This window comes from Bradyrhizobium ingae, assembly GCF_055791185.1.
Map to the genome: position 1 here is coordinate 12,354 of NZ_JBVUBB010000054.1, position 21,142 is coordinate 33,495.

Annotated in this window: 20 protein-coding genes; 6 read left to right on the plus strand and 14 right to left on the minus strand. The window is 58.2% G+C overall.

Going from position 1 to position 21,142, the window contains the following annotated elements:
• The first annotated feature begins 142 nt into the window (after positions 1 to 142).
• The 3 genes from ACV1FX_RS38830 (at position 143) to ACV1FX_RS38840 (ending at position 2,905) form a co-directional block, all read left to right on the plus strand.
• The gene (locus ACV1FX_RS38830) at positions 143 to 877 is read left to right on the plus strand and encodes a LuxR family transcriptional regulator (protein ID WP_473122781.1); all 735 of its coding nucleotides are present in this window, start codon (positions 143 to 145) and stop codon (positions 875 to 877) included.
• Between the two features lie 79 nt (positions 878 to 956).
• Positions 957 to 1,589, plus strand: a complete 633-nt coding sequence (locus ACV1FX_RS38835) for an acyl-homoserine-lactone synthase (RefSeq protein WP_473122782.1) — start codon at positions 957 to 959, stop codon at positions 1,587 to 1,589.
• A 296-nt stretch (positions 1,590 to 1,885) separates the two neighbouring features.
• The gene (locus tag ACV1FX_RS38840; protein ID WP_473122783.1) at positions 1,886 to 2,905 is read left to right on the plus strand and encodes a LysR family transcriptional regulator; all 1,020 of its coding nucleotides are present in this window, start codon (positions 1,886 to 1,888) and stop codon (positions 2,903 to 2,905) included.
• On the opposite strand, the gene ACV1FX_RS38845 is transcribed toward ACV1FX_RS38840, so the two are convergent.
• The 14 genes from ACV1FX_RS38845 to ACV1FX_RS38910 all read right to left on the minus strand — a co-directional run bounded on the left by ACV1FX_RS38845 (position 2,881) and on the right by ACV1FX_RS38910 (position 16,581).
• Positions 2,881 to 3,120 carry a DUF2274 domain-containing protein gene (locus ACV1FX_RS38845; protein ID WP_473122784.1) on the minus strand — a complete coding sequence of 80 codons (240 nt, stop codon included), beginning with the start codon at positions 3,118 to 3,120 and terminating at the stop codon, positions 2,881 to 2,883. The genes ACV1FX_RS38840 and ACV1FX_RS38845 overlap by 25 nt on opposite strands.
• Before the next feature lies 1 nt (position 3,121).
• The gene (locus ACV1FX_RS38850) at positions 3,122 to 4,318 is read right to left on the minus strand and encodes a TraB/TrbI/VirB10 family type IV secretion system protein (RefSeq protein WP_473122785.1); all 1,197 of its coding nucleotides are present in this window, start codon (positions 4,316 to 4,318) and stop codon (positions 3,122 to 3,124) included.
• Positions 4,315 to 5,292, minus strand: coding sequence for a P-type conjugative transfer protein TrbG (gene trbG, locus ACV1FX_RS38855; protein ID WP_473122786.1), 978 nt, complete (start codon positions 5,290 to 5,292; stop codon positions 4,315 to 4,317). The genes ACV1FX_RS38850 and trbG overlap by 4 nt, the downstream gene beginning before the upstream one ends.
• Positions 5,292 to 5,975, minus strand: coding sequence for a conjugal transfer protein TrbF (gene trbF, locus ACV1FX_RS38860; RefSeq protein ID WP_473122787.1), 684 nt, complete (start codon positions 5,973 to 5,975; stop codon positions 5,292 to 5,294). Before trbF ends, trbG begins: the two co-directional genes overlap by 1 nt.
• Positions 5,976 to 6,055: 80 nt before the next feature.
• Positions 6,056 to 7,294 (minus strand): P-type conjugative transfer protein TrbL, encoded by a 1,239-nt coding sequence (trbL, locus tag ACV1FX_RS38865; RefSeq protein ID WP_473122788.1) that lies wholly within the window; start codon positions 7,292 to 7,294, stop codon positions 6,056 to 6,058.
• Positions 7,295 to 7,297: 3 nt separating this feature from the next.
• A complete protein-coding gene (trbK-alt, locus tag ACV1FX_RS38870) occupies positions 7,298 to 7,645 on the minus strand; it encodes a putative entry exclusion protein TrbK-alt (RefSeq protein WP_473122799.1) in 348 nt (115 codons plus the stop codon).
• 29 nt (positions 7,646 to 7,674) lie between these two features.
• Complete coding sequence (gene trbJ, locus ACV1FX_RS38875) at positions 7,675 to 8,409, minus strand: P-type conjugative transfer protein TrbJ (protein WP_473122789.1); 735 nt, start codon at positions 8,407 to 8,409, stop codon at positions 7,675 to 7,677.
• Positions 8,406 to 10,847: a conjugal transfer protein TrbE gene (trbE, locus tag ACV1FX_RS38880; RefSeq protein WP_473122800.1), complete on the minus strand. Its 2,442-nt coding sequence runs from the start codon at positions 10,845 to 10,847 to the stop codon at positions 8,406 to 8,408. Before trbE ends, trbJ begins: the two co-directional genes overlap by 4 nt.
• Positions 10,848 to 10,855: 8 nt before the next feature.
• Positions 10,856 to 11,116 carry a VirB3 family type IV secretion system protein gene (locus ACV1FX_RS38885; RefSeq protein ID WP_473122790.1) on the minus strand — a complete coding sequence of 87 codons (261 nt, stop codon included), beginning with the start codon at positions 11,114 to 11,116 and terminating at the stop codon, positions 10,856 to 10,858.
• Positions 11,116 to 11,442, minus strand: a complete 327-nt coding sequence (locus ACV1FX_RS38890) for a TrbC/VirB2 family type IV secretion system protein (RefSeq protein ID WP_473122791.1) — start codon at positions 11,440 to 11,442, stop codon at positions 11,116 to 11,118. The genes ACV1FX_RS38885 and ACV1FX_RS38890 overlap by 1 nt, the downstream gene beginning before the upstream one ends.
• Complete coding sequence (trbB, locus tag ACV1FX_RS38895) at positions 11,439 to 12,407, minus strand: P-type conjugative transfer ATPase TrbB (protein WP_473122792.1); 969 nt, start codon at positions 12,405 to 12,407, stop codon at positions 11,439 to 11,441. Before trbB ends, ACV1FX_RS38890 begins: the two co-directional genes overlap by 4 nt.
• 203 nt (positions 12,408 to 12,610) lie before the next feature.
• Positions 12,611 to 13,915, minus strand: coding sequence for an MFS transporter (locus ACV1FX_RS38900; protein ID WP_473122793.1), 1,305 nt, complete (start codon positions 13,913 to 13,915; stop codon positions 12,611 to 12,613).
• 103 nt (positions 13,916 to 14,018) lie between these two features.
• Positions 14,019 to 14,672 (minus strand): ribbon-helix-helix domain-containing protein, encoded by a 654-nt coding sequence (locus ACV1FX_RS38905; protein WP_473122794.1) that lies wholly within the window; start codon positions 14,670 to 14,672, stop codon positions 14,019 to 14,021.
• A 574-nt stretch (positions 14,673 to 15,246) separates the two neighbouring features.
• On the minus strand, positions 15,247 to 16,581 hold the full coding sequence (locus ACV1FX_RS38910; RefSeq protein ID WP_473122795.1) for an IS5 family transposase: 1,335 nt from the start codon (positions 16,579 to 16,581) through the stop codon (positions 15,247 to 15,249).
• A 268-nt stretch (positions 16,582 to 16,849) separates the two neighbouring features.
• Between ACV1FX_RS38910 and ACV1FX_RS38915 the strand changes: the two genes are divergently transcribed.
• From ACV1FX_RS38915 to ACV1FX_RS38925, 3 genes are all read left to right on the plus strand, one after another.
• Entirely contained in the window at positions 16,850 to 18,187 is a 1,338-nt protein-coding gene (locus ACV1FX_RS38915) for a protein kinase domain-containing protein (RefSeq protein WP_473122796.1), read from the plus strand.
• 16 nt (positions 18,188 to 18,203) lie between these two features.
• Complete coding sequence (locus ACV1FX_RS38920) at positions 18,204 to 19,370, plus strand: AAA family ATPase (protein ID WP_473122797.1); 1,167 nt, start codon at positions 18,204 to 18,206, stop codon at positions 19,368 to 19,370.
• A 112-nt stretch (positions 19,371 to 19,482) separates the two neighbouring features.
• Positions 19,483 to 20,817 (plus strand): hypothetical protein, encoded by a 1,335-nt coding sequence (locus ACV1FX_RS38925; RefSeq protein ID WP_473122798.1) that lies wholly within the window; start codon positions 19,483 to 19,485, stop codon positions 20,815 to 20,817.
• The last annotated feature ends 325 nt before the right edge of the window (positions 20,818 to 21,142 follow it).

Here is a 21,142-nt window from a genome sequence, read left to right on the forward strand (position 1 = left end):
GAGCTCTGCGGATTCGATAGCAGGCCCGACGCGTTTGACCTTTACACGAATGAGCTCACGCTCGCCGGGACGGCCGTTCGACTACGCATCGGTTCAGGAACGTCCAGCACTCTTTGGTCCCTTAAAGCCGTTATCGTCGCACATGACCTTGCATCGCATATTTCGAACATACATTGATCTTCTCTCGCGCGCTGAATATTTGGATGCCTTTGCAGAGGCGATGGCGAGTACAGCAAGCGATTTTGATCTGTCTTGCTTTGCATATCTTGCGATGCCGCGGCGAGCTGGCAAAAAGCCATTGGTGATATCAACGTATCCGAATAACTGGGTCGCGCATTACGTGCGCAGTCATTACGAGCGTCTGGATCCGATTATTACGCGCTCGTTGGAGAGCACTGAACCATTTCAATGGGGTTTAGATGTAGCTTCGAGGCCACTCTCTCCGGCGCAACGAAGATTTTTCGATGAAGCTAGCGAGTTCGGAATTCGGCTAGGTTTCACCGTCCCTATTCACGATGAAGACGGCGCGGTTGCTGCTCTGACCTTTGCCGCTGACCAAAGACGTCCGCAGTTCGAGAAGTGCATCGATCTGAATGGTCCCGCCCTTCAGTTGATGGCGAGATGCTTCCATTCGCAGGTGCGCCGCAAGCTCTTGCATCAACTGACGATCGACGGAATCGTACTGTCTCCTCGCGAAGTCGAATGCTTGGATTGGGCCGCCAAGGGCAAAACCGCTTGGGAAATTGGACGGATCCTCGGCATATCTCACAATACCGTGGCTTATTACTTAAGGAGCGCGAGAGACAAGCTGGGAGTTCGCACCATCGTTCAGGCTGTCATGCGATTAGCCGCTGCCAAACGAGATAGGCAAGATTAAGACTCTGATCCCGCATAGTTATGCGGGATGATGTTGGCGGGCAACTCCTCCAGAGGAAGGTCTTCTTTGGGAGGGGGCCATGATTCAGCTAATCACGGAGTCATCGTACAACGCGTTTTCCTGCACCTTAGCATCCATGTATAAGTTGCGCTATCGCGTTTTTAAGCAGCGGCTGGAGTGGAGCATTCAGACTTGCGGCGACATGGAAATGGACGACTTCGATGCGCTGCATCCAGCCTACCTGGTCCAAACGTCTTTTGAGGGCCATGTCGAAGGTTCGGTTCGTCTCTTGCCGACCATGGGACCGACGATGGTGCGCGACACGTTTCCGATGGTTCTGGGAGGACTCCCTGCTCCGGCGGACCCGTTGGTCTGGGAGAGCAGCCGGTTCGCAGTTGATGCTCCTCCCCACGCTCCGAAGGGCGAACACGGGCTCGCCAAGTCGACTTACGAGCTTTTCGCAGGGATGATCGAATTCGGACTGTCCAGACGACTTAACAACATCGTCACGGTTACCGACGTTCGAATGGAGAGAATACTGAAACGCGCAGGCTGGCCACTCTGCCGTATCGCCGCGCCCTGCGATATCGGAAATACCCTCGCTGTGGCAGGACACTTGGAAATTTCGGCGGGAGCTCTTCAGAAGGTACGTGCTGCTGGCCGTCTCGACGGACTGGTTCTCTGGACGCCAGTCCTGCTGGACGCTGCCTGATCCTCCCCGGACCGATTGAACTAGCCGAGTCATATTCGCATCTCTCAACTCCAACTTAGTCGAGAGCGGATTCATCGCGGCTCGCGCGCGTCAAATTTGCGCTCCCAAAAATCGTGAACCACGCATGGGCATTCCGGGAAAAGCGAGCAGTACGGGTCCATATGATCGGCGGCAAGCCACAATCGCAAACAGAGACACGACGATATTCAACCACCTGTCGCCCACGCGCACCAAGAAACACGAACAAATAGACGTGCAAGAAAAGCCCTTTCGTCTTCCTAGCCGCATCTCACCGGTTGGCGATTCCTCATGTTCTGCGCAACCCAGTTTACTCGATTTCAGATTCCGACGGTGCTGCAATGGTGCGACACACTAGCTTTGCTGATCTAACAGTGGGACTTCGACGCCTCAATTTGGACCTAGGTCAACTTCAGCTAGCAATTGCCGCATCGGAATATGGGAGCTTTCGCCAAGCTGCCGATCGTCTTTCCATCACACAATCAACGCTCAGTCGTTCCATCCGGCTACTGGAACATTCACTCGGTATAACCATTTTCGAGCGATCGACCGTCGGCGTAAAAGCCACACCAGCTGGACTTGATTTTCTTCGAACGGCGCGATCACTTCTTAAACAGATGGATACGCTCGTCGCGAGGGCGGAGGCTAAAACCCGCGGGGAATGCGGCCGCTTTGTTATCGGATTCGCCACGTCTCTTACCGCTGGTCATCTACGTGCGACGCTGCTCGAGTACTGTTCGCAATTTCCGCAAGTAAAGCTTGGAATCGTCGAAAAATCTAGAACACGCTTAGCAAGCGCGCTCCGCAATGGCATGATTGACCTCTATGTTGCAGCAGGAGATTCAATCGACATCAGCAACCGAAGCAGCTCCCTGTGGAGCGAGCAGGCCTTTGCTGTTCTTCCTCACGATCATCCCCTAGCTCTGCAGGATGGTATCTCATGGTCCGATTTGAGCAACCAAATCATCTTGGTGAGCCAATCCGATTCGGGGCGCGACCTCGAAGCGTTGCTAAATGCAAGGCTCATCACCTCGACGGAGCCTCCAAGAATCGAGCATCGGGACGTCAGCCGCGCAGAAATCCAGAATCTCGTTAGCATGGGGCTCGGCATTACCCTCGTGCTGGAATCCGACGTAGGCGCCAACGTTTCTGGGGTGGTCTATCGGGAATTGCGCGACAGCATGGGACCAAGCCGCATTGGCTTTTCTGCGGTGTGGCGCGAAGACAACGAAAATCCAGCTCTGGCCAATTTCCTCAAATTGCTGGCCGAACGCTACCCTTCACCATCTTTGGCGTGAAGCCGCTTTCGCGCTTTGGCAAAGGCCCGGTCTGTCGCCATGAAGCGCGCTACCATTGGCGCTATAAGTTTATTCGGGTCGCTAATTTTCTGGCCAGTTTCATGGGAGAGGATTTCCGCGTACGAAATCAAATCGCGATGCACAGCAGCAGTCAGATCGATAGCGATCCGAACAGGCTTGTCATCCGGAAGCGCTCCAATCTTCAGTCTCATCACTTCATCCTCTATACGGTTCGAGCACAAGATCGCGGTTGACGATGACCCTCACCGGAAATCCCGGACGGATGGTCAATGTCGGTTGAATGTTGAGATTGCGCCGAACCACCTGCTGTCCGGCCTGGTTGAGGGAATCTCCTGCGCCACGGCGCAGCGCCGCAATGATGTCACTGTTGGAGCTATTGGCGTCCGCCCCAGAGTTCACCTCTGTTCCAACGGCGAGCAATGTCGATAGCGCCGCAGCTCCCAGCAACTCCTTCCAATGGTTGTCGACCTCATCCTCGAGGCCGGCGTAACCGGCTGCGTCCGCTCCTGGCTGTCGTTCAAGCACGATCGAGCGCCCATTGGGCATGATCAGGCGTGTCCAGACGAGAAGCACGCGCGACTGCCCGAACGCGACCTGGCTGTCGTAGATTCCGATGAGTCGTGCGCCCTGCGGGATCAACCGCGCCCGACCGGTTGGAGTATCGAAGACGTTTTCGGTCACCTGTGCCGTGATCTGGCCGGGCAGATCAGACCGAATCCCGGTAATGAGAGCAGCCGGAATGACCGTGCTGGCCTGAACCACGAAAGGAGATACTGGCTTCAAGAGACGATCGGGGCTTGTCATTCGGCGGTCTACGGCACCGTTGACGAACGCAAGTTTGCGATCCTGCCCATTCTGCGCAAACGCTTCATCCGAAGACGTCGTTGGGTTGCTGGACGTCTCACTGGCTGGTGTCGTTGCCGCCAATTGGCGGACGTTAGTCGTGGCGAACACCTTGCTGGTACGCGCCGCCTCAGTTTCCTGATTGACGCGCTGCCGTTCAGCATCGGCTGCGAGCGAGCCGGATTGCGTCTGGGCTTGGGCTGCGAGGATCGGCCGTCCCAGATCGCCGGGCAATGGTGGTCCGAGCTGCGGCACGTCACGGGGGATTCCGGTATAATCCTTCGGCAGGGTCGAAAGTTCGTCGGCCATGTTGTGGTGGTCGGTCGAATAGAGCTCCTCAGAGGTCGGGTTGCGCTTTTCAGGTCTCTGCAGAGCCCAAAAGGCCGCACCGGAGATAGCCGCCAGGGCCAAAGCGGTGCCAACAAGGAGAGCCTTGCGGGAGAGGCGCGTTACGCGCGGCCGTTCAGATCGCAGCCGCAAGGATTGGGCAATGCCCTCTCGTGCATCCGCTTTCGCCGGCTCACGACCGGAAACTCCAGTATCGCTCATAGCAGCCTCCCGTCGCTTCTTGCGATACGGACTTTCAGCTGGCCTTCGCCGCCCAGCCGCAATTCGGCTGCCGCAAACAGCCGATCCACGATGAGGACATTGCCGTGGACACGGTAGTTGACGATCTCACTCTTGCCGTCTGGGCCGATGACGAACAACGGTGGCATCTCGCCCTGGGTGATCCCTGCGGAGAATTCTATGTAGACCTTACGTCCGTCGTCATAGGCGTTGACCGGGCGCCAGGGCGGGCTGTCTCCGCCAATTCTATAACGATAGCGGCGCTCGGCCGGATCCGGAATGTACGGCGTGGCAGGCACCGTTTGACCAGGAGCGGTTCGAGGTTTGGGATAGAACCAGGCAACCGAAGGCATGTAGGGCTTTTCTCGGGAGCGGAGCTCGATCAGATAGGTGCGTCGGTCGGTGTTGACGACGAGATTGGTCGTAATCGCGGCGCGCGTTGGCTTGACCATGATATGGACGCGGCGTGTATCGCCGCCGCCACTTTCGGTGTCACCCACCACCCAGCGCACGGTGTCGCCCGCGGCCACGGGTCCCGAGCCGATCAGTTGCTCACCCGGCTCGAGCGCAATGTCGGTGATCTGTCCCGGCGCTGCATAGATCTGGTAAAGCGCGCCTGGGCTATAAGGAAAAACCTGCACCGCATTGAAATACCCGCCCTTGCGAGGTTCGACCCGCGCAGCATCATTGGCAGTCTCGATCCGCTCGACAGGTTCCTTGGCTTCGGCCTTTTTACCACCGCGCGCCGCCGTCCAGGGGGGTGGCACGTGAAGCGGCTTTGGGCGGTCATCGGCCGATGCCGGCAGATCGGGAGGCGGTGGGATCTCGTCATCATAGCTGATCTGCGGCGGCTTGAATGTCGTGCAGCCACCAAGCAAGCATATACTCACCAGGAGTGCGGACACTGCGCTTTGTCGACAGAATGTCTGGAGGCTCGGCACGAGAATTTGAGGCATCACGATCCGAACTCCTTCGACCAATTTATCGCGTTGACGTAAACGCCGAGCGGATTGTTACGCAGCCGCTCGATATCGCGAGGCGCTTCAACGACGATTGTGAGGATCGCGCTCCAGCGCTCAGTGGCGGCCAACTGTCCGTTCTCGTAATGCCGCTCGGTCCAGGTTAAGCGAAAGCTGTCCATTGAGGCCCGAATGACACTCGAGACTTCGACGGCGACTTGAGTTTTACCGACCTTGGCGAAGGGATCGTTGTTGCGGGCATAGTCATTCAGCGCGCCAGCGCCACGGTCTGTGGTGAAGTCATACGCACGCAGCCAATTCTGCCGCAGCACGATGGCGTCCAGCGGAAGGCTGCGTACATGCTCGATAAAGCGCGCGAGATGGAAGGCGATCTGCGGATCGCTCGCCTGGTAAGCGGCATTTGCCGGAGCGATGGTCCTTGCCTCGCCCAGTTGATCAACTTCGACAACCCACGGCGTAACCGTTCCCTGCGCCGATTGCCAAACGAGGGCACCCGCAAATCCCGCGCACAAGAACAGACATCCAAACGCCATCAAGCGCCAATTCCTGGCTTGCACGCGCGCCGAACCGATACGATTGTCCCAGACCTGGGCGGCCCTCTGATAGGGCGTGACCGGCGCGGGCGTGCGGCCATAGTGAACGCCCGATCGTTTAAACATGCAGTGATCTCCCTGAAACTAAATGCGCGCCTTGAGTGTCGCCGGCCCGGAAAGGATGAAAGACGCCTTCACCGGCATCGTTATTCTTGCTCCCTAAGATCGACCGATGCGCCACCGCCTCCGTGGTCGCCGGCACGAACCGCATTTGTCGCGGCTGTCGCGCCCTGGTGAATCGCTTGTGCGCGCTTTGCGCGGCGCGCCCAGGCAGGCACCTCCTGAGATGTCACGGCTGAAGCGTCTGACGTATTCACATCACGAGCCGCGGCGCCCCCGCCAAGACGAGCAGCGAGGAAACGCAAAGGACTTGCCGCGGCAGAGGCGCCTGCTTCCGCAACTCCGGCCAGACCTCCCGCCCGAAATGCGCTAGAGGTTCCGTTCGCGATTGCCGTCGCGCCTCTTGCCGTAGTTCCGATTGCACCGCTGGCCAGTCCAACTCCACCTGCAGCAACACCGGCTCCAGCGGCAACCAATCCTCCCGCCGCAAGACCGGTACCCACCGCTGCTCCAGCACCAAGCTGCGGTCCGCCGGAAACGATGCCGTTGGCAATGCCGGGGCCGAAGATCCCGAGGCCCAGCAGCGACAATGCTGCGAGGACCAGCGCCATCGCGTCCTCGACGGTTGGCTGGTTGCCTCCGAAACCGGCGGTGAATTGTGCAAACAGGGTCGATCCGATGCCGACAATGACTGCGAGCACCAGGACCTTGACTCCGGAAGAGATGACGTTGCCGAGCACCCGCTCGGCGGCAAAGGCCGTCTTACCAAACAGCCCGAATGGGATCAGCACAAAGCCGGCAAGCGTCGTCAGCTTGAACTCGATCAGCGTGACGAACAGTTGGATCGCCAGGATGAAGAAGGCGAGCAGCACCACGAGCCAAGCGAATAGCAGGACGGTGATCTGAACGAAGTTTTCGAAGAAGCTGACATAGCCCATCAGGCCCGAGATCGATTCAAGGATCGGCCGTCCGGCATCAAGACCAACCTGAGCGATCTTTCCCGGCCTGAAAAAGTCCGCCGACGAAAGGCCGCTTCCCGACGCTTTCAATCCAAGACCGGCGAAGCTCTCGAACACGATCCGGGCCAAGCTATTCCAATTGCCGATGAGGTATGCGAACACACCGACAAACAACGTTTTTCTCACGAGCCGGGCGATGATCTCCTCGTCAGCACCCCAGGACCAGAACAGCCCGGCGAGCGTGATCTCGATTGCTGCGAGCGTAGTCGCGACATATCCGACTTCACCCCCGACCAGCCCGAATCCGGAGTCGATGTACCGGGTGAAGGTCTCCAGGAATTGGTCGATGACACCGGTGCCGCCCATCAGTCACTCGTCATTGTTGGGAATGGAGGGATAGCCGGACGGCAGACGGCTCTCATCCTTGCCGTGCAGAGGCGACGTTGCGTCTGGATTAGTTCCGCTAATGCGATCGCCTGAGGATCCGCGGCCAAAGCCGAAGAACTCACGGCGCTTGTCGTCCCAGAACTTTCGGCATGCGAGCAGAGCATCTTTCTGCTCGTATTTGACCGTCCGGCATTGCTCGAGCTTTGAGGCGGTCGCCTCAGAAGACCCTTGCGCGATCGATGCTTCGGACAGAGCCTGATCTTGATCGCCGCGGAGCCGGATCGCGCAAGCCACAACAACCAGGACAGCAAGCGTCACCGCCAATACCATTGGAAGCCGTTCGAATTTATTCTTCAACATTAGTGGAACATCTGCACTGTTGTGGATTGGTAGCCCTGTCCCTGGCTCAGGAAACGCCTAAGTTGCTCCCTGCTCTGGTCTTGGGCGGCCGCACGCTCCGCCTGCTCCAAAGTCTGAGCACGCCCCTGTGCGGCAATTGCCGCCGTGAGGTCCACAAGCTGCTGGTTTTGAAGCGCGAGCAGTTGATTGCCGGCTTGACTTGCCTGCAGCGCACCGGTGGCGCCTTGGCTTGCACTTACGAGAGCTGACATCTGGGTGCGGTTGGCATCGAGATTGCCGATCACTGTCGCCTGCACGCGCATGGCGTCCTGCAAGCCGGCAACAGCGTTCTGCCAACGTGTTTGCGCATTCGCGATCAGCGCCTGGCCCGACTGGCTGGCAGAAGCCGGTGCGTAGGTCGATGAGAAGGCGCGATCGATCTGCCCGACATCATAAGCGATCCGTTGCGCCTGGCCGAGCAATTGCCGGGTACGCTGGATCGACTGCTCGAGCTGCTGCAATGAGGAATACGGCAGGCTGGCCAGGTTTTTTGCCTGATTGATCAGCATCAGCGACTGGTTTTGCAATGATGTGATCTGATTATTGATCTGCTGCAATTCGCGGGCTGCAGTCAGCACGTTTTGTGCGTAGTTATTGGGATCGAACACGATCCACTGTGCCGTGGCCTCTCGTGGCACTTGGATAATGACAGCAGCAATTAGGCCCGCAGCTATGAGCTGAGTTAGACGTCTCATCCGAGGTTCCCCGCCTTTGCAAGTTGCGGAAGCAGGTCGCAGGCCCAGCCGAGTTCACGGGCTCTGAGCCAACCCGTCACAAAATTCTCCCGGCCGTGCTCGGCCAGTACGCGGTCAATCAGGGCCTGGTCGGCCTTCGAGGAACTGGCCGTGAACGCAAGTGCGACCTCACCTAGGCCTAGCTCGAACAGGCGATTGCCCCGACGGGACTGGCAGTAGTAGTCCCGCTTCGGTGTTGCGCGAGCGAGAATCTCGATCTGCCGATCATTGAGCCCAAACCGCCGGTAAATTGCCGTGATCTGTGGCTCGATGGCGCGGTCGTTAGGCAAAAGGATTCGGGTCGGACAGCTTTCGATAATGGCCGGCGCAATGGGCGAGCCATCGATGTCGGCAAGCGACTGGGTCGCAAACACGACGGAGGCGTTCTTCTTGCGAAGCGTCTTCAGCCACTCCCGGAGTTGCCCGGCAAAGTGGGCATCATCGAGCGCGAGCCAGCCCTCATCGATGATGAGAAGGGTCGGTCGGCCGTCAAAGCGGTCCTCAATCCGATGAAAGAGATAGGAAAGGACGGCAGAGGCGGCCGCGGTTCCGATCAGCCCATCGGTCTCGAAAACCTGGACGGAGGAGTCGCCGAGGTGCTCGCTTTCCGCATCGAGCAGGCGATCATATGGACCGCCCAGACAATAGGGCTGCAGCGCCCGCTTCACCATATTGGACTGAAGAAGGACCACTAGCCCTGTAAGGGTGCGCTCGCCGGCGGGCGCGGAGGCCAGGGAGGTGAGCGCAGACCATATGTGCTCTCTGATCTCAGGCGTGACCTCGACCCGCTCGCGCGATAGAATCGAGGCAATCCATTCGGCCGCCCAGCCGCGATCGGTGACTTCGTCGATTTTTGCCAGCGGCTGCAACGCAACAAAGTCGGAGGATTCTCCGGCGACAGCGCCGCCCAGGTCATGCCAGTCTCCGCCCATTGCGATAGCCGCGGCCCGGATCGAGGCGCCAAAGTCGAAGGCAAAGATCTGTGCCTCGGGGTAGCGGCGGAACTGCAAGGCCATCAGCGCCAGGAGCACGGACTTGCCGGCGCCGGTCGGCCCTATAATAAGAGTGTGACCGACATCGCCGACATGCAGGGAGAACCGGAACGGCGTCGATCCTTCCGTCTTGCCAAAGAACAGAGGTGGCGCCTTGAAGTGATGGTCCCTCACCTCCCCGGCCCATACGGCCGATAGAGGGATCATATGAGCCAAGTTAAGGGTCGAAATTGGGGGCTGGCGGACGTTGGCATAGACATGTCCGGGAAGACTGCCGAGCCAGGCCTCGACCGCATTGACCGTCTCGATCATGCAGGTGAAGTCGCGCCCCTGGATCACCTTTTCGACCAGTCGCAGCTTTTCGTCGGCTGCGCGCGGACTGTTATCCCAGACGGTGACGGTTGCGGTGACGAAGGCTTCTCCGATTTGATCTGAGCCCAACTCCTGGAGAGCTGCATCGGCGTCGATCGCTTTATTGTTCGCGTCAGTGTCGAGAAGAGCCGACGCTTCGTTGGTCATCACCTCTTTGAGGATCGCCGCTATCGATTTGCGCTTGGCAAACCACTGACGCCGGATTTTCGTGAGAAGTTTTGCCGCATCGGCCTTGTCGAGCATGATGGCTCGTGTCGACCAGCGATACGGGAAGGCCAACCGGTTGAGATCATCGAGGATGCCCGGCGTCGTCGCAGTTGGAAATCCCACCACAGTTAGAACACGGACGTGGGCCTGCCCCAGCATCGGCTCGAGACCGCCTGTCAGCGGCTGGTCAGCGAGCAAGGCATCAAGATACATCGGAATCTCGGGCACTCGGACCCGATGCCGTTTGGTCGAGATGGTGGAATGCAGATAAGTCAGGGTGGCTTCGTCGTCGAGCCACCCGCATTCCGGCATGAACCCTTCGACGAGTTGGAGGACGCGATTGGTGCGATCCAGAAAGCCGCTCAGCACTTCCCGCGAATCTGCACCAGCCGTCCGATGACTACTCTCATAGAGCAGCCGCTCTGCAACCGCCGCGCTCTCGGCCGGCGGTAGATAGAGGAAGGTCAAATAGTAAGTCGACTCGTAGTGAGCCCCCTCCTCTTCGAACTGGGCCTTTCGCTCGGCGTCGACCAGGGCGGAAGCCACATCAGGAAAGGTGTTCGGAGGATAGACACCGGCGGCATGACGCTGCGCCTCCACGAACACCGCCCAGCCAGATCCGAGACGGCGCAGCGCATTGTTCAACCGGCCGGCAACCGCGACAAGTTCTGCCGGCACGGCGCTCTCGAGATCAGGCCCCCGAAACCTCGCCGTACGCTGAAACGAGCCGTCCTTGTTCAGGACTACCCCCTCGTCGACGAGCGCCGCCCAGGGCAGAAAATCGGCAAGACGGGAGTTCGAGCGCTGGTACTCGCTAAGATTCATCATGGCACAATTCACGTGTTGAGGTGACCGGGGACGCGGACGTGGCGGCGCACGACTTCGACGAATTCGGGATCGCGCTTGGCGGCCCAGACGGCAGCCATATGGCCGATGAACCAGAGCAGGAGGCCCGCGATCCACAGCCGCAAGCCCAATCCAAGTGCCGCCGCCAAGGTGCCGTTGAGGATCGCAACCGAGCGCGGGGCGCCTCCCATCAGGATCGGTTCCGTCAAGGCGCGATGGACTGGTGCCACAAAACCTTGAACCTCATCCATCAGATCACCACTCCGCCGCCAAAGGAGAAGAACGACAGGAAGAAGCTCGAGGCAGCAAAGGCGATCGACAGACCGAATACGATCTGCACGAGGCGCCGAAATCCGCCCGAGGTATCGCCAAATGCGAGCGACAGCCCGGTCACGATGATGATGATCACCGCAAGGATCTTGGCCACGGGCCCCTCAACCGATTGCAGGATCTGGTTGAGCGGCTGCTCCCACGGCATGTTCGAGCCAGCAGCCCAGGCGGGAAGCGCGCTGGTGAACGAGAGGGCTGATGCCGCGATGGCAATCAGGCGCTTGTTGCGAGGCGCTCGAGAACTCATGGTTGATCTCCTATTGCTGAAAGGCTGTAGTCACCGGAGGGTCCGAGCCCCGAGACGCGAGCAAGCTCGGCGAGGCGGCGATCGGCGCCGCGGCCAACAAGAACAGCGATGACGTTGATCGTTTCGGCAATGAGTGCACGCGGAACCGTGACCACAGCCTCCTGGATGAGTTGCTCGAGCCGGCGCAACGCACCAAGAGCGGTGCCGGCATGGATGGTCCCGATGCCGCCGGGGTGGCCCGTCCCCCAGGCCTTGAGGAGATCAAGCGCTTCGGCGCCGCGCACCTCGCCGATCGGAATACGATCGGGCCGCAGGCGTAGCGAGGCGCGGACAAGTTCGGACAGCGAGATCACGCCATCCCGGGTGCGCAAGGCAACGAGATTCGGCGCCTTGCATTGAAGTTCTCTTGTATCTTCAATGAGAACAACGCGATCCGACGTCTTGGCGACCTCAGCCAGAAGCGCATTTGTCAGGGTGGTTTTCCCGGTCGAGGTACCGCCCGCGACCAGGATGTTATGACGAGCGGCGACGGCACTTCGAAGAGCGCCGGCCTGCTCGGTAGTCATGGTCCCGGCGGCGACATAGTCGTCGAGAGAGAATACAGCCACGGCCGGCTTGCGAATCGCGAATGCCGGAGCGGCAACGACCGGCGGCAGCAGACCTTCAAATCGCTCGCCGGTCTCCGGCAGCTCGGCCGAGACACGCGGCGCACCCGCATGAACCTCGGCGCCGACATGGTGAGCGACCAGGCGAATGATCCGTTCTCCGTCAGGAGCGGACAGGCTTTCGCCGGTTTCGGTCAGGCCACTCGACAGCCGATCGATCCACAGCCGACCGTCCGGGTTGAGCATCACCTCGACAATCAAGGGATCTTCCAAAAAGCGCCCGATCGCGGGACCAAGCGCAGTGCGCAGCATGCGTGCTCCGCGCGAGATCACCTCCGGCAGAAATGGCTGGATTGTCATCGACGTCCCAAGAGCTGAGGCACCCCAACGGCCTCAGATGGGTATGATTAGAAAGGCAAGTCCGTCATTGGCGCAACGAGCAGCGCACGGTGATCGTAGGCTGGCGTAGGAAAAGAAAGATCGAACCAGAATACTTGGACGCTGCGGAATTCTTGATGTTCGCACCGTTAAGCGAGGGAGTGGATGGGCCGATACGACTCTCGTCACCACTCGTCGCCCTCATGCTCCGTTATGCCGGCCTCCTCTGACGGCACGAATACCTCAACCGCGCCACCATCAGTTTGGGGGTCGCCGAGGAAGAATTTCACGATCCTTCTGCCCAAAATACCAAGCCACGGGATCACAAACCAGCCTATCGCCAGAACCTGCACCCCAACGGCGGAAGCGAACGCAACCTGGTAAGCAATGATCGGATACTGGCCTTCCTGAACGGACCATTGGTCAAGGATGAGTCCGGTCCCGTATTGGACGATGAAACACCAGCCGAAGTGAAGAACGTTCAAGCCGGCATTTGCTCTGCCGGTGAGCTCTCTTGGGAAATATTCCGCTACGGTCGCATAGCTGAGGACCGTCGCTGCACCGACAATCGAGATGACGAGCCATGGCAATAGCGATGGCAATGGCGCCCGCAGGATCAACGCAAGCTCAGCCCCTACAAATAGCACTGTCACAGCTGCGAACAGAGCTTCCGACCCTATCCCTCGTCGGCGTAGCCGATCAGCCAACGTACCAAGTAGCAACGCGCCGCCGCTGATCCCGAGTGCCATGATGAAGAGATGGGTGATCGAGGATTCGCGGTTGAGCCCTTCGACGTTCATCATCCAAGGTGCTGCCCACAAGGCCTGCAATGACCAAGCTGACCCAATACAGCTTGCGGAAAGCGGCGCTATCCGCCAGAAGCGCCGATCTGTGTAGATCGCACTAAGTTTTATTGCGGTCGGCTTGGTTACCTGTGGCCGCGCGGCCTCAGGAACCATCCAAAAGATGAGGAAAGCAGAAGCGAAGGTGGCAAGGGCCAAGAGCTCAAACAGCCCACGCCAGCCCGTATATTCCAATAGCCATTGGGCTGGCGTTGTTGCAGTCACCGCACCCAGTGCGCCGAGCATCATCATGTAGCCATTGACCAGGGCAATACGTTCCTTTGGAAACCAGGTGACAATGGCCTTCAGCCCAGCCATGGCTGCAGCCGAGACACCGATGCCGATCATCGCACGCGCGACCAGAAGCTCCAGAAATCCTGTGGACGCTCCAAATAGAGCCGCCCCGCTGCCGGCAATCACCAGGAGCACGCTCTGGACCCGACGTGGACCAAAACGATCTAGCAGCGTCCCGATCGGAATCTGGACGCCCGCGAACACCAGGAAATAAACCGACGTCAGCAGGCCAAGATTGGCAGCATCGAGACCCAGATCAGCTGAGAGCTGTCCCGAGATTAGCGTGTTGATGGTCCGGAACAGATAGGAAAGATAATAGCCGGCCACGAAAGGAAGGAAAACACAGCCGATCAAGCGCCAAGTCGAAACTCGTCGCCTACCGTCTGACTGCGAAGCATTGAGACTGGATGGGCCGCTCGCTGCTTGTTGCGTGCGGATCTTGTGGTTACCGGCCGATTTAGCAGAACGCGTTTGGCAGATTTTGAAAGTTGCGGCTGCTGCCGCCCTCCTCGGCGGCAGCGCTCACGTCGGCAGTTGCGTCTAGACTAGTGGCGGCGGGACCTTCCTGGGCAGACTCCGCAGATACTTGCGAAACATCGACGGCCTCATGACCGTAAGCATTCGAGGCTTTGATTTGGTCGATCGTCTCTCGCAGTAAGGGCCGGTTCGAGCGCACACGCCGGTCAACCTGTTCGGCCAGGGCCTTGAATCGCTCTTGGCCGAGTGCACAAGCTTCACGCTGCTGTGATTGCGGCATCTGAGGTGTGACGGTGAGATGATAACGGGCGTGCAGCGCAACGGTCTCGGCGATCATGCGGACCTCACTGTCCAGACGTTCAAGTTGCCTGGTTATCCGATCGAGTGCCTCATGAATGAGACCTTCGATCGGCGGCGCTGGGTCAAGGAAGCCTTCAAGAGCAGCCTCCACGACCATGCTCTTGCCAACTCCGGGCCGGTCCGTTGCAACTTCGAGACGGCGGAAAATCTGTTCGGACAGCTGGACGCTGACCTTTCTCGTTACGGCAGGGTTTTGCTGCCTTGTTCTCTCGGCAGCATCGGCTTGGGTCAAATTTGGCTCGATCGCTTCGTCGAGCGCTGTTTCGAGGCTCATGCCCGGCTCCTCCCGGATACAGAAAAGGTCCAGCACGCCCATGGCTGAGCGCGGCGAAATCGGTTCGAAATGACAGTGATTGCCCCACCGATGATGGGACGACACAGAGGGCAGGACGGCTGCTGCTTCAATCGCAGGAAATTCGGAAGCGTAGCCTGGCGTAGCCAAAGAAAGGAACGGCGAGCCTGATCAGGCGGGGCGCGTCCTTTCGCTTAGTTGCGAGGTCTGCGGCACCAGAGGCAGCATCCTTGGACGGACGAATAGGGTCAGTGCCTCGTAGAATGTGGCGGGCGCCCAGTCGCTCGATTAGCCATCTCGTCCAGACGCGCCGTCCATTCGCTCGGAATCGTAGTACGACACGACGTGAACAGCGCCGCCTCCGCCGCGAGGCCTAGGAACTCGCAGCTAATGATCAAGACCGTCACGCGGAGTACAAACTCCAACATGCGACGAAGTTCAGCACCAAAATAACAAAGCGAGCCCAATGTATGCGTGCGGGCCAGCAAGTTGGCAGAATTTCTTCTTCACGAGAGGGGTAGATAGTCGTTCGTGAAGAACCGGCGCAGCGCCGGGCTCATGCGATATTTGGCGCCGGGATGGTCTCGAGGAAGGCTCGGATGATGGCACGCAAGAGCTCTGCGAGCCATCGCAGGAGCAGGCCGAAGTTGTAGCCGGCGGCGGCGAGGACAGCGTTGATACAGTCGCCGGGACGCCCTTTGAGATAGTTGCGGTCCATGCGGTGCTCTGCCTTGACGTGGCCGATGACAGGCTCGACAGCCGCGCGACGCTTCATCTCGCGCCGGATGGCAGCTGTGACGCGGCGGACCTGACCCGAGATCCAGACCCTGAACCGATGCGGGTGGTTGTGACCGCGATACCCTTTGTCGACGTGAATGCGGCGAGCCTCCACGCCGGTGAGCTTCTCCATGTCGGCGATTACGGGACCGAGCGTGTGCCCGTCGAAGGGATTGCCATGCAGGGCCTTGGCATGGAGCACGAACTGGCCGCCCTTCGGAGACGTCACGGGGGTGGCGATGCTGACCTTGCACCCGAACTCGTAAGGCGCGCGGGCTTTCCCCTTGCCGATGCACTCGACCTCCGGAGCATGTAACGCATAGACCTTCGGACCGCGTTGATGCTGATCCTGGCTGCGAACCTGCTGTGCTAAACCGAGCAGCGGGCCGAAGCGAGCTTCCAGCACCGTATCGCCATCAATCTTGCGGTGGATGTCGCGGATGATCCGGCCAAGCCGTGTCCGCAGGAACTTGAGCTGGCGCCGGGCGCGTTTGAACTGGTGGGCGTGGGTATAGCGGCCGACCATGATAGCGGCGCGCTTGGCCAGGCGCAGATAGCTCTGGCGCAGCGGCACACGATTGCGCTTGGCGAGCCCGACGAGCTTGATGATGGCCCGATGCATCAGCCGCGCATCGGTCGGATGCGCAACTGCCTTGGGCTGCACTGTGGTATCTACGACCACCCGCTCCAGGTCCTTGGGGCCGATCGCGCCAGTCTTGTGTGCCACCGACAGACTTTCCTGGATCAGCGCGACGAGCTGTTCCTCGCCAAGCCGCTGCCGCCAGCGCGTCATCGACGATCGATCGAACGGCAACCGGTGACAGAAGCTCAATTCGCCGCAGAAGTGCTGGTAATAGGGGTTCTCGATCCAGCGGGCGCACAGCGCTTCATCCGACAGGTTGTGCATGTGCTTCAGAATGAATAGGCCGGCGATCAGCCGCGTCGGCAACCCCGGCTGCCCTGACCCTGCCTGGCACACCGAACCAAAGCGCTCATTCAGCACGTTCCAGTCGATCCGCGCCGCCAACCGCACCAGCGGATGACCCATGTCGATGATCTGATCGAGTGCCGGAAGCAGCAGGTCCTTCTGGCGATCATCCCGCGGTTTGCTCATCGCATACCCCAATGTCGACGACGCCGTCAGGGAATCACAAACCGCTCAAAAACGAAATCCCAAAACGCAGGAAAGCGAGGTCCCACACACCGCTTTCCTGCAAAATCGAATACTTTCTCAAGACCATTTTTGCTTATTTTTCTGGTCAATCCGCATTCTTCACGGAGGACTAGATATCGCCTTTAGCTTCACATCGAGGATCCCGGCCGGATGATCCTGCTGACCACAATGTAGGTCCTCCCACGCGCTTTCTTTAATAGGATTTCCAGTGTCAGATGACGATTTGATCGGAACGGCGAGACGATGGTGTCTCGACAAAGGTCCATCGTGGGAGGTGATCAGTGAGGCTGGGGAAGGGGGGACCTCACAGGTGTTCTCCATCCAATCGCCTGATGGTATTCGAGCGCTGAAGCTCTACAATCGGAAATTTTCGTCCGATAGTTTGGGAAATATCGAGAGGAAACGAATTGAGCGTCAGGTAGAGCTCGGCGTGAACGCTTGCCCCTATCTGGTTGACGTGTACGAGGGCGGAGAGTTCGAAAACCATCTCTTCCTAGTCATGAATCAAGCTCCGGGCAGAGAGCTCGCAAAATGTCTCGGTGAGATACCGCGAAGCCAGATCAGGTCGATTGTTGACCAAATCGCCCAAGCTCTCATTTTTCTAAGGTCGCATGGGCTCTGTCACCGTGATGTTAAATCAGCAAATGTATTTGTCTCGGACGATTTTAGTCATGCGACGTTGCTAGACCTCTCCGTAACGCGCGACGTCAATGATCCTATTGGCCTCGGGACGGACCAGAATAACCAGTTGCCGGTAGTTGCGACCGCAAGATATTCCCCGCCGGAGTATCTGTTCCGGCTTCTTGATCCTACGCCCGACGCCTGGCACGCGTTGGACGTCTATCAACTGGGCGGCCTCTTACACGACCTCATTATGCGGGAACTGCTCTTCGAAGCCGAGTTTCTGAAGTCGCGCGAAAATCGGTATAGATTCGCCTGGATCGTCGCGACCGCTTCCCCCTCTGTGAATGCAACGGATGTTGATCGCGATCTTATATTTCTCGCACGTCGAGCATTGGATAAAGATTGGACGAAGCGTTCGCTACTCAAGTTGGAAGACTTTTTAGCTGGTAACGAAAAACAGCGAGCGCTTGCTCTCAATGTTCTTGGGTTCACTCGCACCCATCTCATTACCCACAAGGCCCCCAGCCTCAACGAATTGCGGCAACGCGTCAGAGAGGTGGCGAATGCGCTCGAGTCTCGAATTCTGGAATACCTCGGACGGCACGGCATTACTGCGGTCCACTTCAACGAAGCGGGGCAATACGACTGCTCGAAGCAATTGCGTTTCGTTTGGGATGCCGAAAATGACACACCTTTGACGGGCAGAATCGCGCTGACGATTGATCTGCTCCTGAAAGCTGTGCCAGCCGGACAGTCGTTCGACTGCAAGGCTTCGCTTCAAAGCAAGATAAGTGAAGTCGAGGCATCGAGCCACATCGAGCTTCCAGAAACAAAGGACGAGGCCGGTTCGAGCGATCAAATAGGCGAGCAGATCGAAGCCTCGCTGGGCTCGCTTGCAGCATCGCTCCTGCACGTTAGCTAAGAGACGGATACCAGAAATGTCATTGTGGTGGGCACGACGAGAGAATCTCGATAAACATCAAGTCGCATTAATTGAGGATTTGCCTCTTGGCGAGCATCACTTAGTGCTGGGGCCACCAGGCTCTGGAAAAACGAACGTGTTGCTGCGTCGAGCACAATATGTTCGGAGCCAGGGCTTACCCAATGTGTTGGTTTTGAGCTTCACTCGGTCGCTCACAGAATTCATAAAGACCGGATGCTTTGACGCGCAAGGCAGAGAAATCTTTCCTCAAACCTGTGTCAGCACCCTGGAGACCTGGATACGTGGACTCTACGCTCAGCACGGAGCGTCTCTTCCTGCAGCAAAGGCCACGCTAGGCGAACGGAAACGGTCGCTTGCAGCTGAGGCGCTGGGGTTCGCTCCCAAGACGAAGATTCCCAAATACGACACGCTTTTCATTGACGAAGCTCAAGATTTGTTGTCAGAGGAGATCGAGCTTTTATCCAAATGGGCTAACACACTTTTCTTGGTCGGAGACGCTAGGCAAAGAATCTATGATGATTCCAGTGGAATAGACGCCATCCGCGCCCTGGTCCCGGCACCAATTGTTTCGTCTCTATCGTTTCACTATCGATTGGCACCCGACGTCTGCCGAATGGCAGATCGCATTCTCGTAGCTCAAGGCGGCCAATCCCTGGAATCGACCTGCCTGTATAACGGACCAAAGCCTGGAAGGATCATCATCCATGGTCCACTTTCGAAGGACGCCACCATCGCCGCTATAACGCAGAGACTGCGGGATCAGATGCGAGCATATGCAGACTTGATCGCGCAAGGGGATCTGTTGGGTGTAATTGTAGCCCGCAAGGAGGACCGGGAGTTTGTCTTCTCGCGGCTCGAGAATGATTCCGAGTTAGCTGGCAAATCGCAGATCGTAAGGGCTCGGGAAGCGAACGATGATGATCACGACCCCACGCTCAGCAAAGACGCACCCATTTGCATCCTAACGGTCCAGGGCTGCAAAGGATTAGAATTCCGAGCCGTTCACTGGCCGTTCTGCGAAGAGCTTCAGTATTATTATGATTCTGAACACTACTACACTGTGGTAACGAGGGCGAAGACGTCTCTAGACCTCTACTACGCCAACCAATTGCCGCAGAAGCTGGCGCTCGCTTATGCGCCTCCCGTTCAGAAGCTGTGGTGAAGCAATGCTGCCAAATGTGAACTTCAGTAGGGTAACAGATAGTGAGTTAAACTCTCTGGTGGAGGGAGTTCAACCGCAACATTTGGTTCCGTGGTCTATCCGGGAGTCGCCGATGCGACTCGGCCCCAACGAATTCGGCGTCTTGTGGGTTTCCACCAAGTCTGAGACATCCGTGGCCCAACCACTTGTGTTGATCGTGCGCAAAGAGGACCAGCAACGCCTGTTCAGTCGCTTTGCCCAGCTGAGAAGTGATTTATCACCTTTCTCCGCCTGGTGCCATATCACGACGCCGAATCGAATGGATGTAGTCGATGATCTGACTAAAGATGGTAATTTAGGTGACTACGCTGCGGCATGGACGGGGCTCGTTGTGGCCGAAACAATGCTGCTAGCCGAACGGCCTCTCGCGCGACTCCGGATCCCGGCTTGCACGGCGACCCAAACGTTCGCTATCGCGCGCGCCGCCGCACTCTGGTCACCATCCATTTCAGAAGTGACTCAGAAATATGATCAGGCTCAAAACCTCTTCCGCGCGGAGCACAAAAGATCTTCAAGAATTCGGTCCGCGCTAGAACCGATTTGGGGCGCATTAGCAACGTTGTCCAGAGTTCGTTTGCCCCCGCGCGATGAACGCCTACTTCCGCTAATCGAAGGCATCCACCTGCTCCACGTGGCGCGAACTCAAAAGGATCCGGACGAGACGGCTTCCTTCCTGAGGTCCTTGCGCAATGTCCTTCCGACAGATCTGATGAATGAGTTTGAGCATCTATCAACTCTAGCTCCGGAAGAGCGGGTCCGAGCGTTTGATAGAGTTCTCTCCTATGTAGAAAGATCGCAAGAACAGAACGAACGCCAGATCTTTGCTGCATTGGCAGGATACTTGGCAACAATAGCTGCTGGAGGAACGCCTAGTCTTGGGTTACTTACAGCGAGTGCTCAACGCTTTCCAGAAATCACCGCGTGGGCCTATGTTTTGGGGGGAGTGGGTGAGCCAGTCGTGTGGACTGCCAGTTTTGACGGGCTAGGAAGACTGGTAGCCAGGGAGCTTCTTCGTCCTCTCCGCTTTGATGAGCCGCCCACTGCCGATTTCGCATTAGACGAAGCTCTCGTTCTTGCGGATCCTCGATTGGCGGACCCTTTAGTGCACTTGCGCATCAAACAATCAAGAATTGCGACTGTCGCTCTGTACCCCGGTGTAAACGTGTCAGTTCCCATGAGCGATCAGCCCGCATCGAATGCGAAGGAGAACCGTCATGACGACATTCCTTCGAAGTCTGTTACAGCCGTTTCGCCTGGTGGGAACCCCTGGGCGTTATTGGCGGAAGGTCTTTGGCCTTATCTAGAGGACAAACTCTCGGGACGTGAGACACTCGACGGAAGCAATAGGGTTCGAACAGGTAGACGCGGCGGGGCAGGTCAATCGAAGCTGCCGCTCAAAAGGCCATAGATGGGCGATGGACCAACAATAGTCAACGCTACGGTGTAATCAAGCGAGACCAAACTTGCTCGACCCTGATGGTGGTTACGTTCGCCCTGGTCGTGCTCCGCTTGCATATTTGGCGTCGCAGCGTGATGCGGGCTTTGCCACCTGTTGCGCCATCCGGAAGACCGTCCAAGAGTCGAACGTTGAACAACAGACCACTAGTCTGACTGAGTCACAAAACCGCAGGCTTTGTCCGGCCGGAATCAGCGATGGTTGAAGCATGGACCATCAGCCGAGGAGGCTACATGAGCGGGCGTGGCACCAAGACCAGTGAGATGCGATTTGCGGC